Source organism: Streptomyces sp. NPDC059166, assembly GCF_042755185.1.
Classification (GTDB): Bacteria; Actinomycetota; Actinomycetes; order Streptomycetales; family Streptomycetaceae; genus Streptomyces.
Window position 1 is genome coordinate 51,461 of record NZ_JBHZCI010000008.1, and the last position, 15,676, is coordinate 67,136.

Genomic DNA, 15,676 nt, shown 5'->3' on the forward strand with positions numbered 1-15,676 from the left:
TCGTAACGGTTCAGTCGTTACCTACCCTTCAGCCGGGAGCTTCCATGTCGATCGAGGAACCACAGACCGAGGCTTCGGCCGACCAGAACTTCCTGGTGACCGGCCTGCCGAGCAAGGCCGCTCTCGACCGTGAGGCCGGTTACCGGACCCTCGCCGAACTGCAGGACGAGACCGCGCGTGCGGAGCTCTTCTCCTCGTTGGAGGCCGCCGCGCCCGGTTTCGCCGACTGGATCGTGACCGCGCTCTTCGGCGGCACCTACCAGCGCGACGGGCTCTCCCCGCGCGACCGCCAGTTGGTCAACCTGGGCGCCCTGACCGCCCTCGGCGGCGTTGATCCGCAGCTCGCGGGCCACGTCCGGACGGGGCTCCGGGTCGGCATGACCCGGGACGAACTCATCGAGGTCTTCGTCCACCTCGCGCCCTACGTGGGTGTGCCCAAGGCGCTGGCCGGCCTGCGCGTGGCCACCGCCGCCCTGGCCGAGGCCGAAGCCGGAACCGGCGCCACGACCGCGACCGGCGCCACGACCGCGACCGGCGCCGCGACCGGGACCGGGACCGGGACCGGGACCGGGCCCGAGGAGGCCACCGCATGACGACGAAGGGCCCCACCGTCCGCACCGTCCTCGGCGACATCGCCCCCGGGAGGCTCGGCGTCTGCGACTCCCACGACCATCTCTTCATCCGCTCGCCCACGCTCCCCGGCCAGGAACTGGACGACTCCGAGGCGGCCGCCGTCGAGCTGGTGGCGTTCGCCGCGCTCGGCGGCCGGGCCGTCGTGCAGTGGACACCTTGGGGTATGGGGCGTCGGCTCGCCGAACTCCCCGAGCTGTCACGGAAGTCCGGCGTCCACGTCGTCGGCGCCACCGGAATGCATCAGGCCAAGCACTACGACCCCGCTGTCCTCAAGGGTGCCTACGACGACCTCGCCCGGCTCTTCATCAGCGAACTGACCACCGGCCCGGTCCGGGCCGGCATGATCAAGATCGCCGGCGCCTACCACCGGCTCGACCGGCACGCGGAACACGTGCTCGCCGCAGCCGCGGAGGCCCACCACGCCACGGGGGCACCCATCGGCGTCCACCTGGAGGCCGGTTCGGCGGCCACGGACGTGCTCGACGCCCTGTGCGGACGCCACGGCGTACCCCCGGGCAGCGTCATCCTGGGCCACCTGCACCGGTTCCCCGACAGCCGCGTCCACCGCCAGGTCGCGGAAGCCGGCGCCTTCGTCGCCTTCGACGGCCCCTCCCGCGCCCACCACGCCACCGACTGGCGACTCCTGGACGCCATCGCGGCACTCGCCGAGGCCGGGCACGCGGACCGGCTGCTTCTCGGCGGGGACACCGTCACCGCCTCCGCCCGCTCCACGGCCGACGGCCCCGGCATGCCGTTCCTGCTCGGCGGCATCCGGCCCAGGATCGAGCGTGAGCTCGGTCCGGACCTCGCCACCGCCGTCTTCGTGGACAACCCGGCCCGCGCCTTCGCCGTCGACTGGCGGTCCTGACGAGGTCCGGCGGCCATGGCCTTCGGCCGTCACGCCACCGGCACGACGAAGCCCCGTGTCGGCAGGTGGGGCAGCCGTATGCTGGCCGTGTGCCGCCTGCCGAGGTGGGACGGAGACCGCCGGTCGGACGAGGAGGTGAAAGGGAATGAGCGTTGCCATCGACCACACCGGGCCCTGGACCGTCGCCGATGTCCTGGCCCTCCCCGAAGACCGCACGACCCGCTATGAGCTGCTGGGGGAATCCCTCGTGATGTCTCCCGCCCCCGGCGTCCGCCACCAGCGGGCCTCGTTCCGCCTCCATGCGGCTCTGGACGTGGCCGCCCGGGCCGTCGGCGTACCGGTCGAGATCCTGGAAGGTGTCAACGTCGTCCTGCCGTCCGGGCTGGTCGTGCCCGATCTTGTGGTGGCCGACGCAGGCGCGACCGCCGACGATCCCGTCACCGTCGACGTCGAAGCGGTTCAGCTGGTTGTCGAACTCGTCTCCCCCGGCAACAGCACCATGGACCGCAAGGTCAAGCCCATGCTGTACGCCGAGGCCGCCATCCCGCACTTCTGGCGCCTGGAGTTCGACCCCGCCCCCATGCTCGTCATCTTCGAGCTGCGTGACGGCCGCTACGTGGAGCGGACCACCGCCCTCTCGGGAACGACCACCCAGCTGGACGCCCCGTTCCCGATCGCGATCGATCCGGCCGGGCTGGCCCGGCAGTAGACGGCGCGGTCAGGGGGCACCGACGGCCCGCCACGGAAGTGGCGGCCCGTCGGCTTGTTCAGGCCGGTCCGGGGACGAAGATGTCGTGTCCCCCTACGCGGCGCCACAGGATGTGCGTCTCCCCTGGTCGGACCTCGTCTCCGTACTGCCAGGTCGCGCGACCGTCGGGCGCCCACGTCATTTCCATGACGGGGCGTGCGCCCTGCGGCATGGAGATGCCCTGGACCGGCTTGACCCGTAGCCCGGGTCGGAACTGCCCTCGCTCCAGATCCGGGACGAACTTCTTCCGGATGACCTCTTCGAAGCGCTTTTGCTCTTCAGGCTTGAGGGCCTTGAAGTCGCGCTTGAAGTGGGCAGTCGTCTCAAAAGTCGGCAATCGGCCTCCCGGTGTCAGGGGTCAGTCTTCATCGAGGTGCGCGAACATGCTGTCTGCGTCCTCGTGGACAGCGGTGCGCCCGGCAGCGATGTCCTCGCTGGCCCTGCGCTCGCCCTCCTGCCACTCCGGTGTCCAGAACCAGGCCTGGTCGGAGCGGATCTTGGTGAGTCCGTGCACCGTTACTTCGCCGGCGCTGGTGATCTCGAACTCGAGCTCGTCACCCTGGTGCACCCCGAGGGCTTCTCGAATGATCTTGGGCAGCGTGACCTGCCCGTTCGTGCGGAGTGTGGCTGTGGCTGCAGTCATGTGATGACCTCCTACCTCTGTCGCCATCCCGATCACCCTACCGCCGGGGATCGCAAATTGCGAGTTTAAGAATTTCGCAATTTGCGAGTCTCCATGGAAGCCGGATCGGGCGGGCCTGTCGCTGTGACCACCCCGCAGCTGACGGCGACCTCGCCCCTGAGGGCCCGTGGCTGAGGCGTCACTGCGCGCAGCGGGCGGCACGCTTGACGGCGTACGCGCACAGCCGGGTTCCGTAGAGGTCCAGGGCGTCGTCGGGGTCGTCGTCGTAGTGCGCGGCCACCTCGGGCCACCGGTCCCACGAGTAGAGCCGGGCACGGCGGCGGTCTTCGTCCGTACGCCCGGGGGTTTCGGCCGGGCGGTTGTTCAGCCACTGCTGCCACTCCGGATGGGTCGCGGGGTCGGCCGTCAGCTCCTCGCCCACCTCGTCGGCGGCTTCCGCTTGCCGGTCCCGGGTGAGGGCGGCGGTGATGAAGGCTGCTGGCCGTACGGGACGACGGCCGACGGCCATGCCGGTGAGTTCGGCCGCGATGTCGTGGGCGTCGAGGCCTCGGTCGATCAGAGGGCGCAGCGCGAATGCCAGTCGGCGGAGCCCTTCCCCCTGGGTCCAGCCGACGAGTGGCCGGACCTGCCGTGCGATGCCGATGTCATCGGACACCTGCCACGGGCGTCGTTGCGACTGGCCGCCGCTGCCCTTCACCGTCCTCCTGGTTCGGCGGTTCGCCCGCGCGGTGTAGTTCATTCCACCGTCGAGGTCAGAGGTAGGCACGTCGTGGTGGGACCCGAGAGAATGGGGTGCACGACCCCGGTAACGGCGTTGTCCCGAGCGCGGGTTGTCCACAGGCTGTGTACTGGCACGGGCGGTACTGGCAGCGGGAGTTCGGCCGTCTTCCGTGACCCCGAGCAGGCGGGCACCGTAGCCTGTGCCGTCGAGCCGGTGCCCCATCGCCTCGTCGTACGCGGCCGGGATTGTCGCCGCGTAAATGGTCGCGGTCGCGGTGTACGGCCGCCCCGGGAGCCTGAGGTTCCTCTTCGTGCCGTGCCGCTGCCAGGCCAGGGCGCCGAGCTCTCGCAGCACCCGGACATGGCGCTTCACCGTCGCTGTCGAAACCCCGCATCGGGCTGCGGTGCCTTCGAGGTCGTACAGGACGTGTCCCCGCCGGTAGTCCATGCGGGCCGCGAGGTCCCGGGCCACGGCGAGAGTGGTCCCGCACGCACGCGGATGAAGGCCCGCGGCCACCAGCCACTCGACGGCCGGCAGCCACACACGGGGCTGGGCGCGGCGGGCGGGCGTCGTAGAGACCTCCTGGGAGGGACGGGGAAGAGCGGTCCATGCCGGATCAGGGCATGCCGAAGGAGCGCAGCGCGAAGCCGCGCCGGAGGTGCGGCGCATCAGGGTCCGTGGGAGTGGGGCGGGCCGGTGACCGGGCCGCCGGGTGGATCGCGGTGGGCGGATCGAGCCTCAACCGCCGTACGTGCGTGGGCCGGACGCTATGAGGTGGCCCTGGCGGTGGCGGGCAGGGTGAACCACACCGCCTTGTGGCTCGGGGCGCAGCACCCGCAGACGTCCGATCCCCACGCCGAGGCCAGCGCGTCCAGCAGGACCAGCCCCCGCCCGCTCTCCTTCCCAGGACCGCTGCGGATCTCGTCCGCCGGGGGCGGAGTCCAGGGCGCGTCATCGGCGACGGAGACGGTCACCTGCTCCGGGCTGACTGTCACATGCAGACGGATCGACGAAGTGCCGGTGTGGCGATGTGCGTTGGCCACGACCTCGGTCACGCAGAGCCGGAGATCGTCGACGATCCCGCTGTGCGGGGAGGCGGTGAGCAGCGAGGTGACGAAGTGCCGCGCGATCCCCGCCGAACGCGAGGTGTTGGGCAGGGAGAGCCGGTAGTCCTCGCCGTCATGGCGGTGCGGTGACGCGGAGGGTGTGGCGGTGTGGACGCCGGTCATGTCGTTCTCCCCACATGGTGCGCTCCGTACGGGCGCGTTGCTCGTTGACCGTGGTGGTGGCCGTAGGGGCGTGCCTGTCACTGGACGGGCCCGGTCGTGCGGCCGTGGTCGAGGGGCGGTTCGAAGCGCGAGATCTAATGAAGAAACCCGTGCTTCATAACTAGTGATACGCCCCGATGTTCTGAGTAACGAGCGCCCAGGGCTTCGGGTACGGCCAGACTGGGATGCGACGGAGGGAGATCCTGATGCCGTCAAGGAAGCTGATTACGGCGCGGCAGCGTCGACTCGGCGCCGAACTGCGCAGGTTGAGGGAGCGAGCTGGGCTGACGATCGCCCAGGCTGCAGAGCGGCTGGGGGCGGACCGCACCACCGTCAGCAACACGGAGTCCGGGCGGTTCGGCGTGAGTCCTCAGCGTGTGCGCACCTGGGCTGTCCACTACGAATGCGGTGACGACGCCTATGTCGATGCGCTCGCGGCGATGGCAGGCGAGCGTGGGAGTGGCTGGTGGGAGCACTACCGTGGCGAGCTGTCCGATGACGCCCTTGATCTCGCCGAACTGGAGCATCACGCCGTCGCCATCCGGTCCGTGCAGATCATGTACGTACCGGGACTTCTGCAGACCGAGGCGTACGCGCGCAGCGTCTTCGCCGAAAGTGTCCCGCCACCCAGCTCGCCACGACAAAGGCGGCTGCTCTCCCACCGTCTGCAGCGTCGTGATGTCCTCGATCGACCGGACCCGCCGGTCTGCACATTCCTGATTCATGAAGCCGCGTTGCGGATGACATGCGGGGGCACTGAGGTCGCGCGTGGCCAACTTGCCGCTCTCCTGGTGGAGTCCGACCGACGTAATGTAGCCATCAGGGTCATTCCCTTTACGGCCGGAGGGTTCCCTTTCGCGAGCAGCTCGGCACACTACGTGTGTGGGCCTGTCCCGCAGCTCGACACCGTTCAGACGGACACTGCGACCGGGTCGTCCTTCCTGGATGCCGAGTCGAGCCTGGAGAGCTGGCGCGTCGCTCTGGACCGAACCGAGGAGCGGGCGCTCGACCCGGTCAGTTCTCGGGATTTCATACTGAAGATCACCCAGCAGACATGAAGGCATGAGGATGATGGATATCCAGTGGCGCAAGTCCTCGAAGTCTTCGAACGCCGAGGGTTCGGACTGCCTCGAACTCGCCGAGCACGACGGGGAGATACTGCTGCGCGAGAGCGACAACCCGGACGTGGTCGTCCGCACCACCCGCGCCAAGCTCCGGGCGTTCCTCGGCGGGGCCAAGGAGGGCGAGTTCGACGACCTGGCCTGAGCGGGCGGGGGTGGTTCCCGGGAGCGGTTCCGATCTCGGGCGCGCTGCAACCGCGTACCAGGAGGGCCGACTACCCGGTTGCCCCGTCGGTCCGCTCTCGCAGGAAGTCGGCGTGGCCGTTGTGACGGGCGTACTCCTGGATCATCAGTACGTAGACCCAGCGCAGGCTCAGGACGGTGCCGCGGGAGGACACGAAGGTCTCGTCGAGGTCGTGCCCGGCCGCTGCCGCGTCGCACGCCGTGACCTCGGCCTGGAACACCCCGATGTCTCTCTCCGCGTCGGCTGCCCGGACTCCGTCGAGTCCCTCGTTGCCGTCGGAGGGGCCGGTGAACACATCGCCGACGGTCTCACCCCCGAAGCTTCGCCGGAACCACCACCGCTCCACCTCCGCCATGTGCCGGACCAGACCGAGGAGGGTGAGGTCCGACGGCTCCACGGTCGCCCGCGACAGTTGGTCCGGTTCGAGCCCGGCGCACTTGGCCAGCAACGTCTCCCGGTGCCAGTTCAGCCAGCCCTCGAGCATGTGACGCTCAGCCGCGGTGCCCAAGTCGCCCAGCTGTGCGGTGCGCCGGACCGATGGTGCCTTCCATGTCATGGCTCCATTCTGTGCGGCTGCCCGGCCGTCCTCACACCCCCGGCGGCGGCTGGGGTGCCCCCGGCAGTCGGATCGAGGCCACCGTGCCGGCTCCGCCCACCGCCGGGCGCAGCGCGATGTCGCCGCCCGCCTGCTGGACCGTGCGGGCCACGATGGAGAGGCCGAGGCCGGAGCCGGGGAGCTGGCGGGCCGAGGGGGAGCGCCAGAAGCGTTCGAAGACGTGCGGGAGGTCCTCGGCGGGGATGCCGGGGCCGTGGTCGCGTACGGTCAGTTCGCCGCGGTGAAGAGCGACCTCGATCGTGCCGCCCGCCGGGCTGAACTTCACGGCGTTGTCGAGGACGTTGACGATCGCCCGCTCCAGCGCGGCGGGTTCCGCGCGTACGTACCAGGGGGCCAGCTCGTCGGTGATGGTCAGCTCGGGTCCGCGCAGCCTGGCGCGCTGGAGCGCCGTACGGGTGACGTCGTGCAGGGCAAGCACCTGGAGGGGGCCGGGCTGGGCGGCGTCGGGGCGGGAGAGCTCCTGGAGGTCGCCGATGAGCGCGGCCAGTTCGGTCATCTGGGCCTTGACCGAGGACATCAGCGCCTTGCGGTCCTCGGGCGGGATCGCCCGGCCCGTGTCGTCGCTGCGGGCGAGCAGCTCGATGTTCGTACGGAGCGAGGTGAGCGGGGTCCGCAGCTCGTGCCCGGCGTCCGCGATGAGCTGGGACTGGCGGTCGCGGGAGGTGGCCAGGGAGCTGGTCATGGCGTTGAAGGAGCGGGAGAGCCGGGCGATCTCGTCCTCGCCCTCGGCGGGGAGCCGTACACCGAGGTCCTCGGTGCGGGCCACGTGCTCGAAGGCGTGCGCGAGGTCGTCGACGGGCCGCAGCCCGGTGCGGGCGATCCACAGGCCTGCGGCGCCGGCGCCGACGACGCCGATCCCGGCGACCAGGAAGAGGACCCAGGCGAGGGTGGAGAGCGGCTTGGTGATCTCGCTCATCGGGCGGGCGATGGAGAGCGCGAGGTTGCCCGACCCCGCGCCGGGGCCCCGGCCGACCGCCAGCTGTTTGGTGAAGACCCGCATTTCGGAGCCGTCCTCAGCCTTCTCGGTGTGCAGCGCGGTGAGCCGCTGGCGCTGGGCCACCTCAACATCGGCGTCCGTCGCGGGCAACTTGGACGTGCCGGGTGCGACGCACACGGTGCCCTGGGCGTCGATGAGCTGGACGGTCACGCTCGGCATGGGCGGGGTCTCCTGCGAGGTGCCGCCCTTGCAGTACGTGTACAGGTTCGCCAGGTAGATGTCGTCGACCTTGGAGTTGCGCAAGGTCTCGTCCATCTGGTGTTCCAGCTGTTCCCGCGTCACGAACCAGCAGGACGCCGCGACCGCCGCGACGGCCGCCGCCACCGCCGCCGCGACCAGCAGGGCGAGGCGGGAGCGGAGCGGCAGGGCGCGGAGCCGGCGGATGAGGCCGGTCACCCGTCACCGCCGCCGGAGCGCAGGGCGTACCCGACGCCTCGCACGGTGTGCACGAGGCGCGGCTCGCCGCCCGCCTCGGTCTTGCGGCGCAGGTACATCACGTAGACGTCCAGGGAGTTGGAGCTGGGTTCGAAGTCGAACCCCCACACGGCCTTGAGGATCTGTTCCCGGGTCAGCACCTGCCGGGGGTGGGCCAGGAACATCTCCAGGAGGGTGAACTCGGTGCGGGTGAGCTCCACCCTGCGGGCACCCCGGGTGACCTCACGGGTGTTGAGGTCCATGCGGAGGTCGGCGAAGGCCAGCACGTCGTCGTCGGGGACGGGGCCGCCCGCCGCGACCGCGTACGAACTGCGGCGCAGCAGGGCGCGGATACGGGCGAAGAGCTCGTCCAGCTCGAAGGGCTTGACGAGGTAGTCGTCGGCGCCCGCGTCGAGACCGGTGACCCGGTCGCCGACGGTGTCGCGCGCGGTGAGCATAAGGATCGGCGTGGTCGATCCGGTGGAACGGATGCGCCGGGCGGCGGTGAGGCCGTCCATGCGGGGCATCTGGATGTCCAGGACGATCAGGTCGGGGGCGTACGACTCCGCCTTGGCGAGGGCGTCGTAGCCGTCCACGGCCACCTCCGTCCCGTACCCCTCGAACGCGAGGCTGCGCTGCAGGGCCTCGCGGACGGCGGGCTCGTCGTCGACGATCAGGACACGCTGCGGATCGTCTTCGGCGGGGCTCATCGCTGCTTCGTCCTCTTCCTTCGTTCCCGGTGGCGGTTGCTCGTTCCTCAGCCTCGCACGGCTGCCTTCCGGCGGCGTGCGGCACGGCGTCCGCGGCCGGTGGTGGCGCTCCGGATCTCGGCCGGGCGGGCCCCGGTCGTGGTGTCGGCCGTGGTGTCGGACGTGGCCGCGGCGGCCAGTTCGGCGACCAGGGCGAGCGGCAGGGCCAGGTCGGACGGGCCGGTGGCCACGGATGCGGTGGCGGTGTTCATGGGGATCTCCTCCCGGTCAGGAGCCGTTGCCGGAGCGCAGGGAGTCCAGGTCGGCCTTGACGGTGTTGACGGGGATGGCGAAGCCCAGGCCCACGCTGCCGGCCGACGAGCTGTCGCCCGCGGAGGACGCGGAAGCCGGGGAGTACATCGCGGAGTTGATGCCGATGATCTCGCCCTTCATGTTGATGAGCGCGCCGCCGGAGTTCCCCGGGTTGAGCGAGGCGTCGGTCTGCAGGGCCTTGTACGTGGTCTTCGAGGAGCCGGTGTCACCGTTGAACTGCTGCCCGCCGAACTCGAACGGCCAGTTCTGGCCGCCCTGCTGCTGTTGCTGCTGCTGCTCCTCCTTGGCGACGGTGACATCGCGGTCCAGCGCCGAGATGATCCCGCTGGTGACCGTGCCGGTGAGGCCCTCGGGAGAGCCGATCGCGACGACCTCCTCGCCCACCTGCACCGAGGAGGAGTCGCCGAGCGTCGCGGTCTTGAGCCCGCTCGCGCCCTGGAGCTTGATGAGCGCGAGGTCCTTGTCGGCGTCGGTGCCGACGACGTCGGCCGTGTAGCTCTTGCCGGTGCTGAGGGTGACCTTGATCTGTGAGGCGCCGGAGATGACGTGGTTGTTGGTGACGATCTCACCGTCGGAGGTGATCACCACGCCGGAACCGGTGGCGTCGCCGGCCGAGGAGGAGGCGCCGATCTCGACGATGGCGGGGGAGACGGCCGCTGCCACGCCCGAGACGGTGCCGGCGTTGCTCCGCGAGACGGTGGTGCCGCTGACGACACTGCTGGAGCCGGTGCTGCCCGAGCCGCCGTCGACGAGCTGACCGATGAGGGTCGCGGTGCCGCCGCCGATCGCCGCCGCGGCGATGGCCACGGCCGCGAGCAGGGCGACCGGCCGCTTGACCCGGCGTTCCCGCTGCGGGGTCTCCCCTGCGGGGAAGGACGCGGGCGCCGGGGCGGGCCAGGCGTGCGGGGCGTGTGCGGGCGGCGGCGGGTAGGCAGCCCCGCCCTCGCCGTAGGCGGAGCCGTCGTGGGTGTGGCCGCCGTACGGTGCACCCGCCTGCGGAGCGCTGCCGTACGAGCCGTCGCCGTACGAGCCGTGCTCGTGCGGTGCACTGCCGTGCGAACCGTTGTCGTGCGATCCGTTGTCGTACGAGGGGGACATCGGGTACTCGCCGCTCGGGCGGTGGCTGTCGGTCATGCTCCCGAGAGTGGCGAGCGAAGATGAGAGCAGCCTGAGTAGCCCCTGAGAAGCCCGGCAGAACCGCGTATGCCCGATGTAAGGGTGCGGAGCGTCAGTGCCCGGTGACCGTCGGTTCCCCGCAGCCGCACGACCGGCGCACCACGAGCGCCGACGGGAACTGCTTGAGCCGTTCGCGGCGCGAGCCCGAGACCCGCAGCGAGTCGTCGAGGACCAGGTCCACGGCGGCCCGTGCCATCGCCGGACGGTCCGAGGAGACGGTCGTGAGCGGCGGGTCGGTCAGCCCCGCCTCCTTGACGTCGTCGAAGCCCGCGACGGCGAGCTCACCGGGTACGTCGATCCGCAACTCACGCGCGGCCCGCAGCACCCCGATGGCCTGGTCGTCGGTCGAGCAGAAGATGGCCGGCGGCCTGTCGGGCCCGGCCAGCAGTTCAAGCGCGACCTGGTAGGCGTCGTACCGGTTGTACGGGGCGTGGAAGAGCCGGCCCTCGGTCGGCAGCCCGGCCTCGCGCATGGCCCGGCGCCAGCCCTCGATGTGGTCGGCGACGGGGTCACCGACCACCGGGGTCGACTCCGTGCCGCCGAGGCACGCCACGTACGCGTTGCCGTGCTCCAGGAGGTGGCGGGTGGCGAGCTGCGCACCGCCGACGTCGTCGGTGACGACCGCGACGTCGTCGATGGCCTCGGGGCGCTCGTGCAGCAGGACCACACGGGCGTCCCACGCCTCTATCTCGGCCGCCGCGCGCTCGCTGGGGCCCTGGCTGACGAGGATGAGACCGGAGACCCGCATTCCGAGAAAGGCCCGCAGGTAGTGGACCTCGCGCTCGTCGCGGTAGTCGGAGTTGCCGACGAGCACCATCTTCCCGCGCTCGGCGGCGGCCTGTTCGACCGCGTGGGCCATCTCGGCGAAGAACGGCTGCCGGGCGTCCGGCACGATCATCCCTATGAGGTCGGTACGCCGTGAGGCCATGGCCTGGGCCACCCGGTCGGGGCGGTAGCCCAGCTCCGAGATCGCGGCAAGTACCCGCTCGCGCGTGGCCGGGGCGACCGGCCGGGGTCCGTTGTTGATGACATAGCTGACGACCGCTGTCGAGGTCCCCGCCAGTCTCGCCACATCGTCCCGCGTCACCTTGGCCACGCGCGGCAGTCTACGCGGATCGACCTACCGCTTGGCAGGCCGGACCGGGGCTTCTTCCATGATCTCGGACTCGGCGGACTGCTCCGAACGGGTGTGGTCCTCGGCGGCGGGCTTCGCGGCCGCCTTGGCCTTGGCCTCCTCCGCCGCGCGGTCCACCTTCTCCGGGGTGACGAAGCGGTAGCCGACGTTGCGTACGGTGCCGATCAGCGACTCGTGCTCGGGGCCCAGCTTGGCGCGCAGCCGTCGTACGTGGACGTCGACGGTGCGGGTGCCGCCGAAGTAGTCGTAGCCCCAGACCTCCTGCAGCAGCTGCGCCCGGGTGAAGACCCGGCCGGGGTGCTGCGCGAGGTACTTGAGCAGTTCGAACTCCTTGAAGGTCAGGTCGAGGACCCGGCCCTTGAGCTTGGCGCTGTACGTCGCCTCGTCGACCGAGAGGTCGCCGTTGCGGATCTCCATCGGGGAGTCGTCGGAGGTGATCTGCTGACGGCCGGTGGCCAGCCGCAGCCGCGCCTCGACCTCGGCGGGCCCGGCGGTGTCCAGGAGCACGTCGTCGATGCCCCAGTCGGCGGTGACGGCGGCCAGGCCGCCCTCCGTCACCACGAGGATCAGCGGACAGCCGGGTCCGGTGGACCGGAGGAGCTGGCAGAGCGACCGCACCTGGGGGAGGTCCCGGCGGCCGTCCACGAGGATGACGTCGGCACCAGGGGTGTCGACGAGTGCGGGCCCCTCGGCGGGGGCGACCCGCACGCTGTGGAGAAGGAGACCGAGGGCGGGGAGCACCTCCGTCGACGGTTGAAGGGCATTGGTCAGCAGCAGTAGTGAACTCATCGCCGCCCACCTGCCTGGGTCGTCGGTCGATCGTGCACGTTCAGCTCGCCCATTACGTCGGTCCTCCTCGTTCCCTGCCAGAGGGGCACTCCCGGGTCGGACCCGGGGGAGTATGCGGCACTGCTTCGTACTCCCGTACCAGTCGTCACCTGCGACGGCCGTCATACGGTTTTTACTGCGCGGTCCCGCGCCCCGGGGACCGCTGAGCTTGTGGAAACGTCGCCGTAACAACGCTCGGAAAGCACAAAAGGACCCGGGGGCTGCTTTGCCCGGATCCTCTTCGCAGCAGAATAGCCCACATGAGTTCTGTGTCCGAGGGTCGTTTCACGAGTTCTTCTGTTCCCTCGCTCACGGGGGCGCCCCTGCGCACCACGTTGCCGACGGGTGACGGGGTCCGTATCGAGGCGGTGTACACCCCGTGTACGGCGGATTCCGGAGCCGGTGGACCGGGCGCCGCCGGCCGGACGGCCGTGGTCCTCGCGCACGGCTTCACCGGGGCCGCCGACCGTCCGGCGCTGCTGCGGGCGGCCAGGGTGTTCTCCCAGCGTGCGGCCGTGATCACCTTCTCCTTCCGCGGCCACGGAAGGTCCACCGGGCGGTCCACGGTGGGCGACCGCGAGGTCCTCGATCTGGCCGCCGCGGTCGCCTGGGCGCGGTCCCTGGGGCATCGCCGTGTCGTTACGGTCGGGTTCTCCATGGGCGGCTCGGTGGTGCTCCGGCACGCCGCTCTGTATACGGCCCGGGGTGCCGGGGAATTCTTTGCCGAGGACGGACCCGCCGGGGCGGCCGATCGGGTGGAAGGGCGCACCACGGCGCTCGGGGCGCACGAAGGGCGCGCGGAGGCGCACGGGGCGCAGACGGCCGGAGGTCCGGCGCGGACGGGCGAGGAACCGGCGGCACCGGGCGAGCGGGCCGGGGACGAGGTGGCGTCTTCGGGCGAGCGGTCCGGGGACGAGGTGGCGGCGCCCACGGACGCGTGGATGAACGCGTACACGGACGCGGTGGTGGCCGTCAGTGCACCCGCCCGCTGGTTCTACCGGGGTACGGCGCCGATGCGGCGCCTGCACTGGGTCGTCACCCGGCCCATGGGCCGGGTCGTCGGACGCCTCGGATTCCGTACCCGGATCCACCGGGAGGACTGGAACCCGGTCCCGCTCTCCCCGGTGGAGGCGGTACCGCTGATCACCGCGCCCCTGCTCGTCGTGCATGGCGACCGGGACCCGTACTTCCCGCTCGACCACCCCCGGATGCTGGTGGAGGCCTCGCGGGGCCGCGCCGACTTCTGGCTGGAGCGCGGGATGGGCCACGCGGAGAACGCCGCGGACGAGGAGCTGCTGACCCGCATCGCGGACTGGACCGGCCCGGCGTGCTCCATCATGGACAGCTGACGTACGAGGAAAGGGGTGCCGCCATGCCGGCGGGGACGATCCGCTACTGGGCCGCGGCCAAGGCCGCAGCGGGGACCGCGGAGGAGCCGTACACGGCGGAGACGCTCGCCGAGGCCCTCGACGGGGTGCGCGAGCGGCACCCGGGTGAGCTGACGCGCGTACTGCTCCGATGCTCCTTCCTGATCGACGGGAATCCTGTGGGGACCCGTGGACATGAGACCGTACGGCTTGCCGAGGGCGGCACGGTCGAGGTGCTCCCGCCGTTCGCAGGAGGGTGACCCCCAGACCATGAGCAACAGCGATCAGCAGTATCCGTACGACCCGGGCCACGGACAGCAGGACCGGCGCCACCCCGGACACGGACAGCCCCCGCACGCCCCGGCGCCCGCCGCGCCCTCCCCGGACCAGCAGGCGCCCGGGTACGGGCAGCAGCAGGCTCCGTACGGGCAGGGCTCCGCGTACGGGCAGCAGCAGGCTCCGTACGGGCAGGACGCCTACGGGCAGCAGCCTTCGGTGTACGGCGGGCAGGGTGCCGGGTACGGGCAGCCGGTGTACGGCGGGCAAAGCGCCGGGTACGGGCAGCAGCCCGCCTACGGGCAGCCGTCGCCGTCGTACGGCGGCCAGGATGCCTACGGTCAGCAGGCCGCCGGATACCAGGAGGCGGGGGCCCAGCAGCCTGCCGGTTATCCGGAGCCCGGTGCCCAGCAGGCAGCCGGAGACCAGGGCGCGACCCAGACGTGGCAGGGGCAGACCTGGGACACCCAGTACCAGCCGACGATCCAGCCGCAGGCCCCGCAGGCCCCGCAGGCCCCGCAGCCACAGCCGCAGATGCAGCACCCGCAGGCCCAGCCGCACCAGCCGCACCCGCAGGCTCCGCAGCCGCCGTACCAGGCCTCCGGCGCTCCCGTGGCCGGGCAGGGCGGCGTCGCCGCCCACCCGCTGCCGCCCGAGGTGCCGGCCGGTACGGCCGCTGCTGCCGCTCCGGCGGGCCGGTCGGCTGAAGCGGCCGGCGCGGTTCCCGTCACAGACGCCTCCGGGTACGGCGCTCCGACGACGCTCGGCAACAGCCGGATCACCGACGCCCAGCGGGCACGCGCCGAAGGGCGCTCCCCGATCATCGCGCCGGGCATGCAGCCCGCCGCGATCACCGCCGGGCTCGGCCTGCTCATCGCGCTCGGGGCCGCGATCGGTTCGTACGCCCTGCTCGTGCCCGTGGTCCTGCTCCAGGCGGTCACGGCGGCCGGTTGGTTCAGGCTCAACGGCATGTGGCCGGCCAGGCAGGGCATCGCCCTCGCCTTCGCCGGCGGATTCGTGGCCGACGTCGTGCTGCTCGCGGCGGGCCGGGACCACGCACCCGCGGCCATGCTCGGCACACTGGGCGTCTGGGTGCTGCTCACCATCGTCCTCCAGCTGCGGAGCCACGCCGGTGCCGACGAGCGGATGTACGGCCTGACGGCCACCGTGGTGTCAGCCGCGCTCGCCGTGCTGGCGGCCGGGCACCTGGCCGCCGCGCCGGACGCCGTGACCGTCGGCGCGATCGCGGTCGCCGTGGCCGTGCTCGTCAGGGCCCTGCCGTTGCCAGGGCCCGTCTCGGTCGTGGTCTCGCTGCTCGCCGCGGCGGGCGCCGGACTGGTCGCGGCGGCCGTCACCGACTTCGGTGCGGAGGCCGCGCTCCTCGGCCTCGCCGCCGGTGGCTGTGCGCTGATCGGCCTGCGGGTCGCCAGCTACGACTACCCGTCCCGCTTCGTGCACATGACGGCCGGGGTGGCGCTGCCGCTCACTGCCGCGGCCCCCGCCGTCTACCTGATCGGCCGGGCCATCGCCTGACCCGCCGGACGTCCCCCGGCGTCCCGCCCTCCCCGCCAAGTGCGGGGAACCGGCCGGGCCTTCCGCTCGTCGATCATTCCGGGCGCGCCGCACACGAGGCAGTAGGCTCACGCGCTTGTCAGAGGT

General features: G+C 71.5%; 19 protein-coding genes. 8 read left to right on the top strand and 11 right to left on the bottom strand.

From position 1 onward, the window contains the following. Positions 1–44 precede the first annotated feature (44 nt). The 3 genes from ACFXOA_RS08215 (at position 45) to ACFXOA_RS08225 (ending at position 2,210) form a co-directional block, all read left to right on the top strand. The gene (locus tag ACFXOA_RS08215; RefSeq protein ID WP_385023908.1) at positions 45–593 is read left to right on the top strand and encodes a carboxymuconolactone decarboxylase family protein; all 549 of its coding nucleotides are present in this window, start codon (positions 45–47) and stop codon (positions 591–593) included. Then, positions 590–1,501 (top strand): phosphotriesterase, encoded by a 912-nt coding sequence (locus tag ACFXOA_RS08220; RefSeq protein WP_385023910.1) that lies wholly within the window; start codon positions 590–592, stop codon positions 1,499–1,501. The genes ACFXOA_RS08215 and ACFXOA_RS08220 overlap by 4 nt, the downstream gene beginning before the upstream one ends. 145 nt (positions 1,502–1,646) lie before the next feature. Beyond that, a complete protein-coding gene (locus ACFXOA_RS08225) occupies positions 1,647–2,210 on the top strand; it encodes a Uma2 family endonuclease (protein WP_385023912.1) in 564 nt (187 codons plus the stop codon). A 58-nt stretch (positions 2,211–2,268) separates the two neighbouring features. On the opposite strand, the gene ACFXOA_RS08230 is transcribed toward ACFXOA_RS08225, so the two are convergent. The 4 genes from ACFXOA_RS08230 to ACFXOA_RS08245 all read right to left on the bottom strand — a co-directional run bounded on the left by ACFXOA_RS08230 (position 2,269) and on the right by ACFXOA_RS08245 (position 4,842). Beyond that, positions 2,269–2,586 carry a hypothetical protein gene (locus ACFXOA_RS08230; protein WP_385023914.1) on the bottom strand — a complete coding sequence of 106 codons (318 nt, stop codon included), beginning with the start codon at positions 2,584–2,586 and terminating at the stop codon, positions 2,269–2,271. A gap of 21 nt (positions 2,587–2,607) precedes the next feature. Continuing rightward, positions 2,608–2,892 carry an AbrB/MazE/SpoVT family DNA-binding domain-containing protein gene (locus ACFXOA_RS08235; protein ID WP_385023916.1) on the bottom strand — a complete coding sequence of 95 codons (285 nt, stop codon included), beginning with the start codon at positions 2,890–2,892 and terminating at the stop codon, positions 2,608–2,610. A gap of 178 nt (positions 2,893–3,070) precedes the next feature. Then, positions 3,071–3,658, bottom strand: a complete 588-nt coding sequence (locus ACFXOA_RS08240; RefSeq protein WP_385023918.1) for a hypothetical protein — start codon at positions 3,656–3,658, stop codon at positions 3,071–3,073. A 722-nt stretch (positions 3,659–4,380) separates the two neighbouring features. Then, on the bottom strand, positions 4,381–4,842 hold the full coding sequence (locus ACFXOA_RS08245) for an ATP-binding protein (protein WP_385023920.1): 462 nt from the start codon (positions 4,840–4,842) through the stop codon (positions 4,381–4,383). A gap of 245 nt (positions 4,843–5,087) precedes the next feature. Here ACFXOA_RS08245 and ACFXOA_RS08250 point away from each other — a divergent pair, with 245 nt between their 5' ends. Both ACFXOA_RS08250 and ACFXOA_RS08255 read left to right on the top strand, forming a co-directional pair. Continuing rightward, on the top strand, positions 5,088–5,939 hold the full coding sequence (locus tag ACFXOA_RS08250) for a helix-turn-helix domain-containing protein (protein ID WP_385023922.1): 852 nt from the start codon (positions 5,088–5,090) through the stop codon (positions 5,937–5,939). A gap of 13 nt (positions 5,940–5,952) precedes the next feature. Further along, a complete protein-coding gene (locus tag ACFXOA_RS08255; protein WP_385024184.1) occupies positions 5,953–6,147 on the top strand; it encodes a DUF397 domain-containing protein in 195 nt (64 codons plus the stop codon). A gap of 70 nt (positions 6,148–6,217) precedes the next feature. On the opposite strand, the gene ACFXOA_RS08260 is transcribed toward ACFXOA_RS08255, so the two are convergent. The 7 genes from ACFXOA_RS08260 to ACFXOA_RS08290 all read right to left on the bottom strand — a co-directional run bounded on the left by ACFXOA_RS08260 (position 6,218) and on the right by ACFXOA_RS08290 (position 12,335). Continuing rightward, positions 6,218–6,742, bottom strand: a complete 525-nt coding sequence (locus tag ACFXOA_RS08260) for a DinB family protein (RefSeq protein WP_385023924.1) — start codon at positions 6,740–6,742, stop codon at positions 6,218–6,220. A 31-nt stretch (positions 6,743–6,773) separates the two neighbouring features. Further along, a complete protein-coding gene (locus ACFXOA_RS08265) occupies positions 6,774–8,195 on the bottom strand; it encodes a sensor histidine kinase (RefSeq protein ID WP_385023926.1) in 1,422 nt (473 codons plus the stop codon). Next, entirely contained in the window at positions 8,192–8,923 is a 732-nt protein-coding gene (locus ACFXOA_RS08270) for a response regulator transcription factor (protein ID WP_385023928.1), read from the bottom strand. The genes ACFXOA_RS08265 and ACFXOA_RS08270 overlap by 4 nt, the downstream gene beginning before the upstream one ends. 47 nt (positions 8,924–8,970) lie before the next feature. Continuing rightward, positions 8,971–9,174: a hypothetical protein gene (locus ACFXOA_RS08275; protein WP_385023930.1), complete on the bottom strand. Its 204-nt coding sequence runs from the start codon at positions 9,172–9,174 to the stop codon at positions 8,971–8,973. 16 nt (positions 9,175–9,190) lie between these two features. Next, positions 9,191–10,369: a S1C family serine protease gene (locus ACFXOA_RS08280; protein WP_385023932.1), complete on the bottom strand. Its 1,179-nt coding sequence runs from the start codon at positions 10,367–10,369 to the stop codon at positions 9,191–9,193. Between the two features lie 94 nt (positions 10,370–10,463). Then, positions 10,464–11,507 carry a LacI family DNA-binding transcriptional regulator gene (locus ACFXOA_RS08285; protein WP_385023934.1) on the bottom strand — a complete coding sequence of 348 codons (1,044 nt, stop codon included), beginning with the start codon at positions 11,505–11,507 and terminating at the stop codon, positions 10,464–10,466. A gap of 24 nt (positions 11,508–11,531) precedes the next feature. Then, the gene (locus ACFXOA_RS08290) at positions 11,532–12,335 is read right to left on the bottom strand and encodes a response regulator transcription factor (protein WP_385023936.1); all 804 of its coding nucleotides are present in this window, start codon (positions 12,333–12,335) and stop codon (positions 11,532–11,534) included. Positions 12,336–12,634: 299 nt separating this feature from the next. On the opposite strand from ACFXOA_RS08290, the gene ACFXOA_RS08295 reads away from it, so the two are divergent. The 3 genes from ACFXOA_RS08295 to ACFXOA_RS08305 are packed head-to-tail and all read left to right on the top strand — an operon-like array spanning position 12,635 to position 15,550. After that, entirely contained in the window at positions 12,635–13,723 is a 1,089-nt protein-coding gene (locus tag ACFXOA_RS08295) for an alpha/beta hydrolase (protein ID WP_385023938.1), read from the top strand. Positions 13,724–13,746: 23 nt separating this feature from the next. Next, on the top strand, positions 13,747–14,001 hold the full coding sequence (locus tag ACFXOA_RS08300) for a MoaD/ThiS family protein (RefSeq protein WP_385023940.1): 255 nt from the start codon (positions 13,747–13,749) through the stop codon (positions 13,999–14,001). A 10-nt stretch (positions 14,002–14,011) separates the two neighbouring features. Further along, complete coding sequence (locus ACFXOA_RS08305; RefSeq protein ID WP_385023942.1) at positions 14,012–15,550, top strand: hypothetical protein; 1,539 nt, start codon at positions 14,012–14,014, stop codon at positions 15,548–15,550. Positions 15,551–15,676 lie beyond the last annotated feature (126 nt).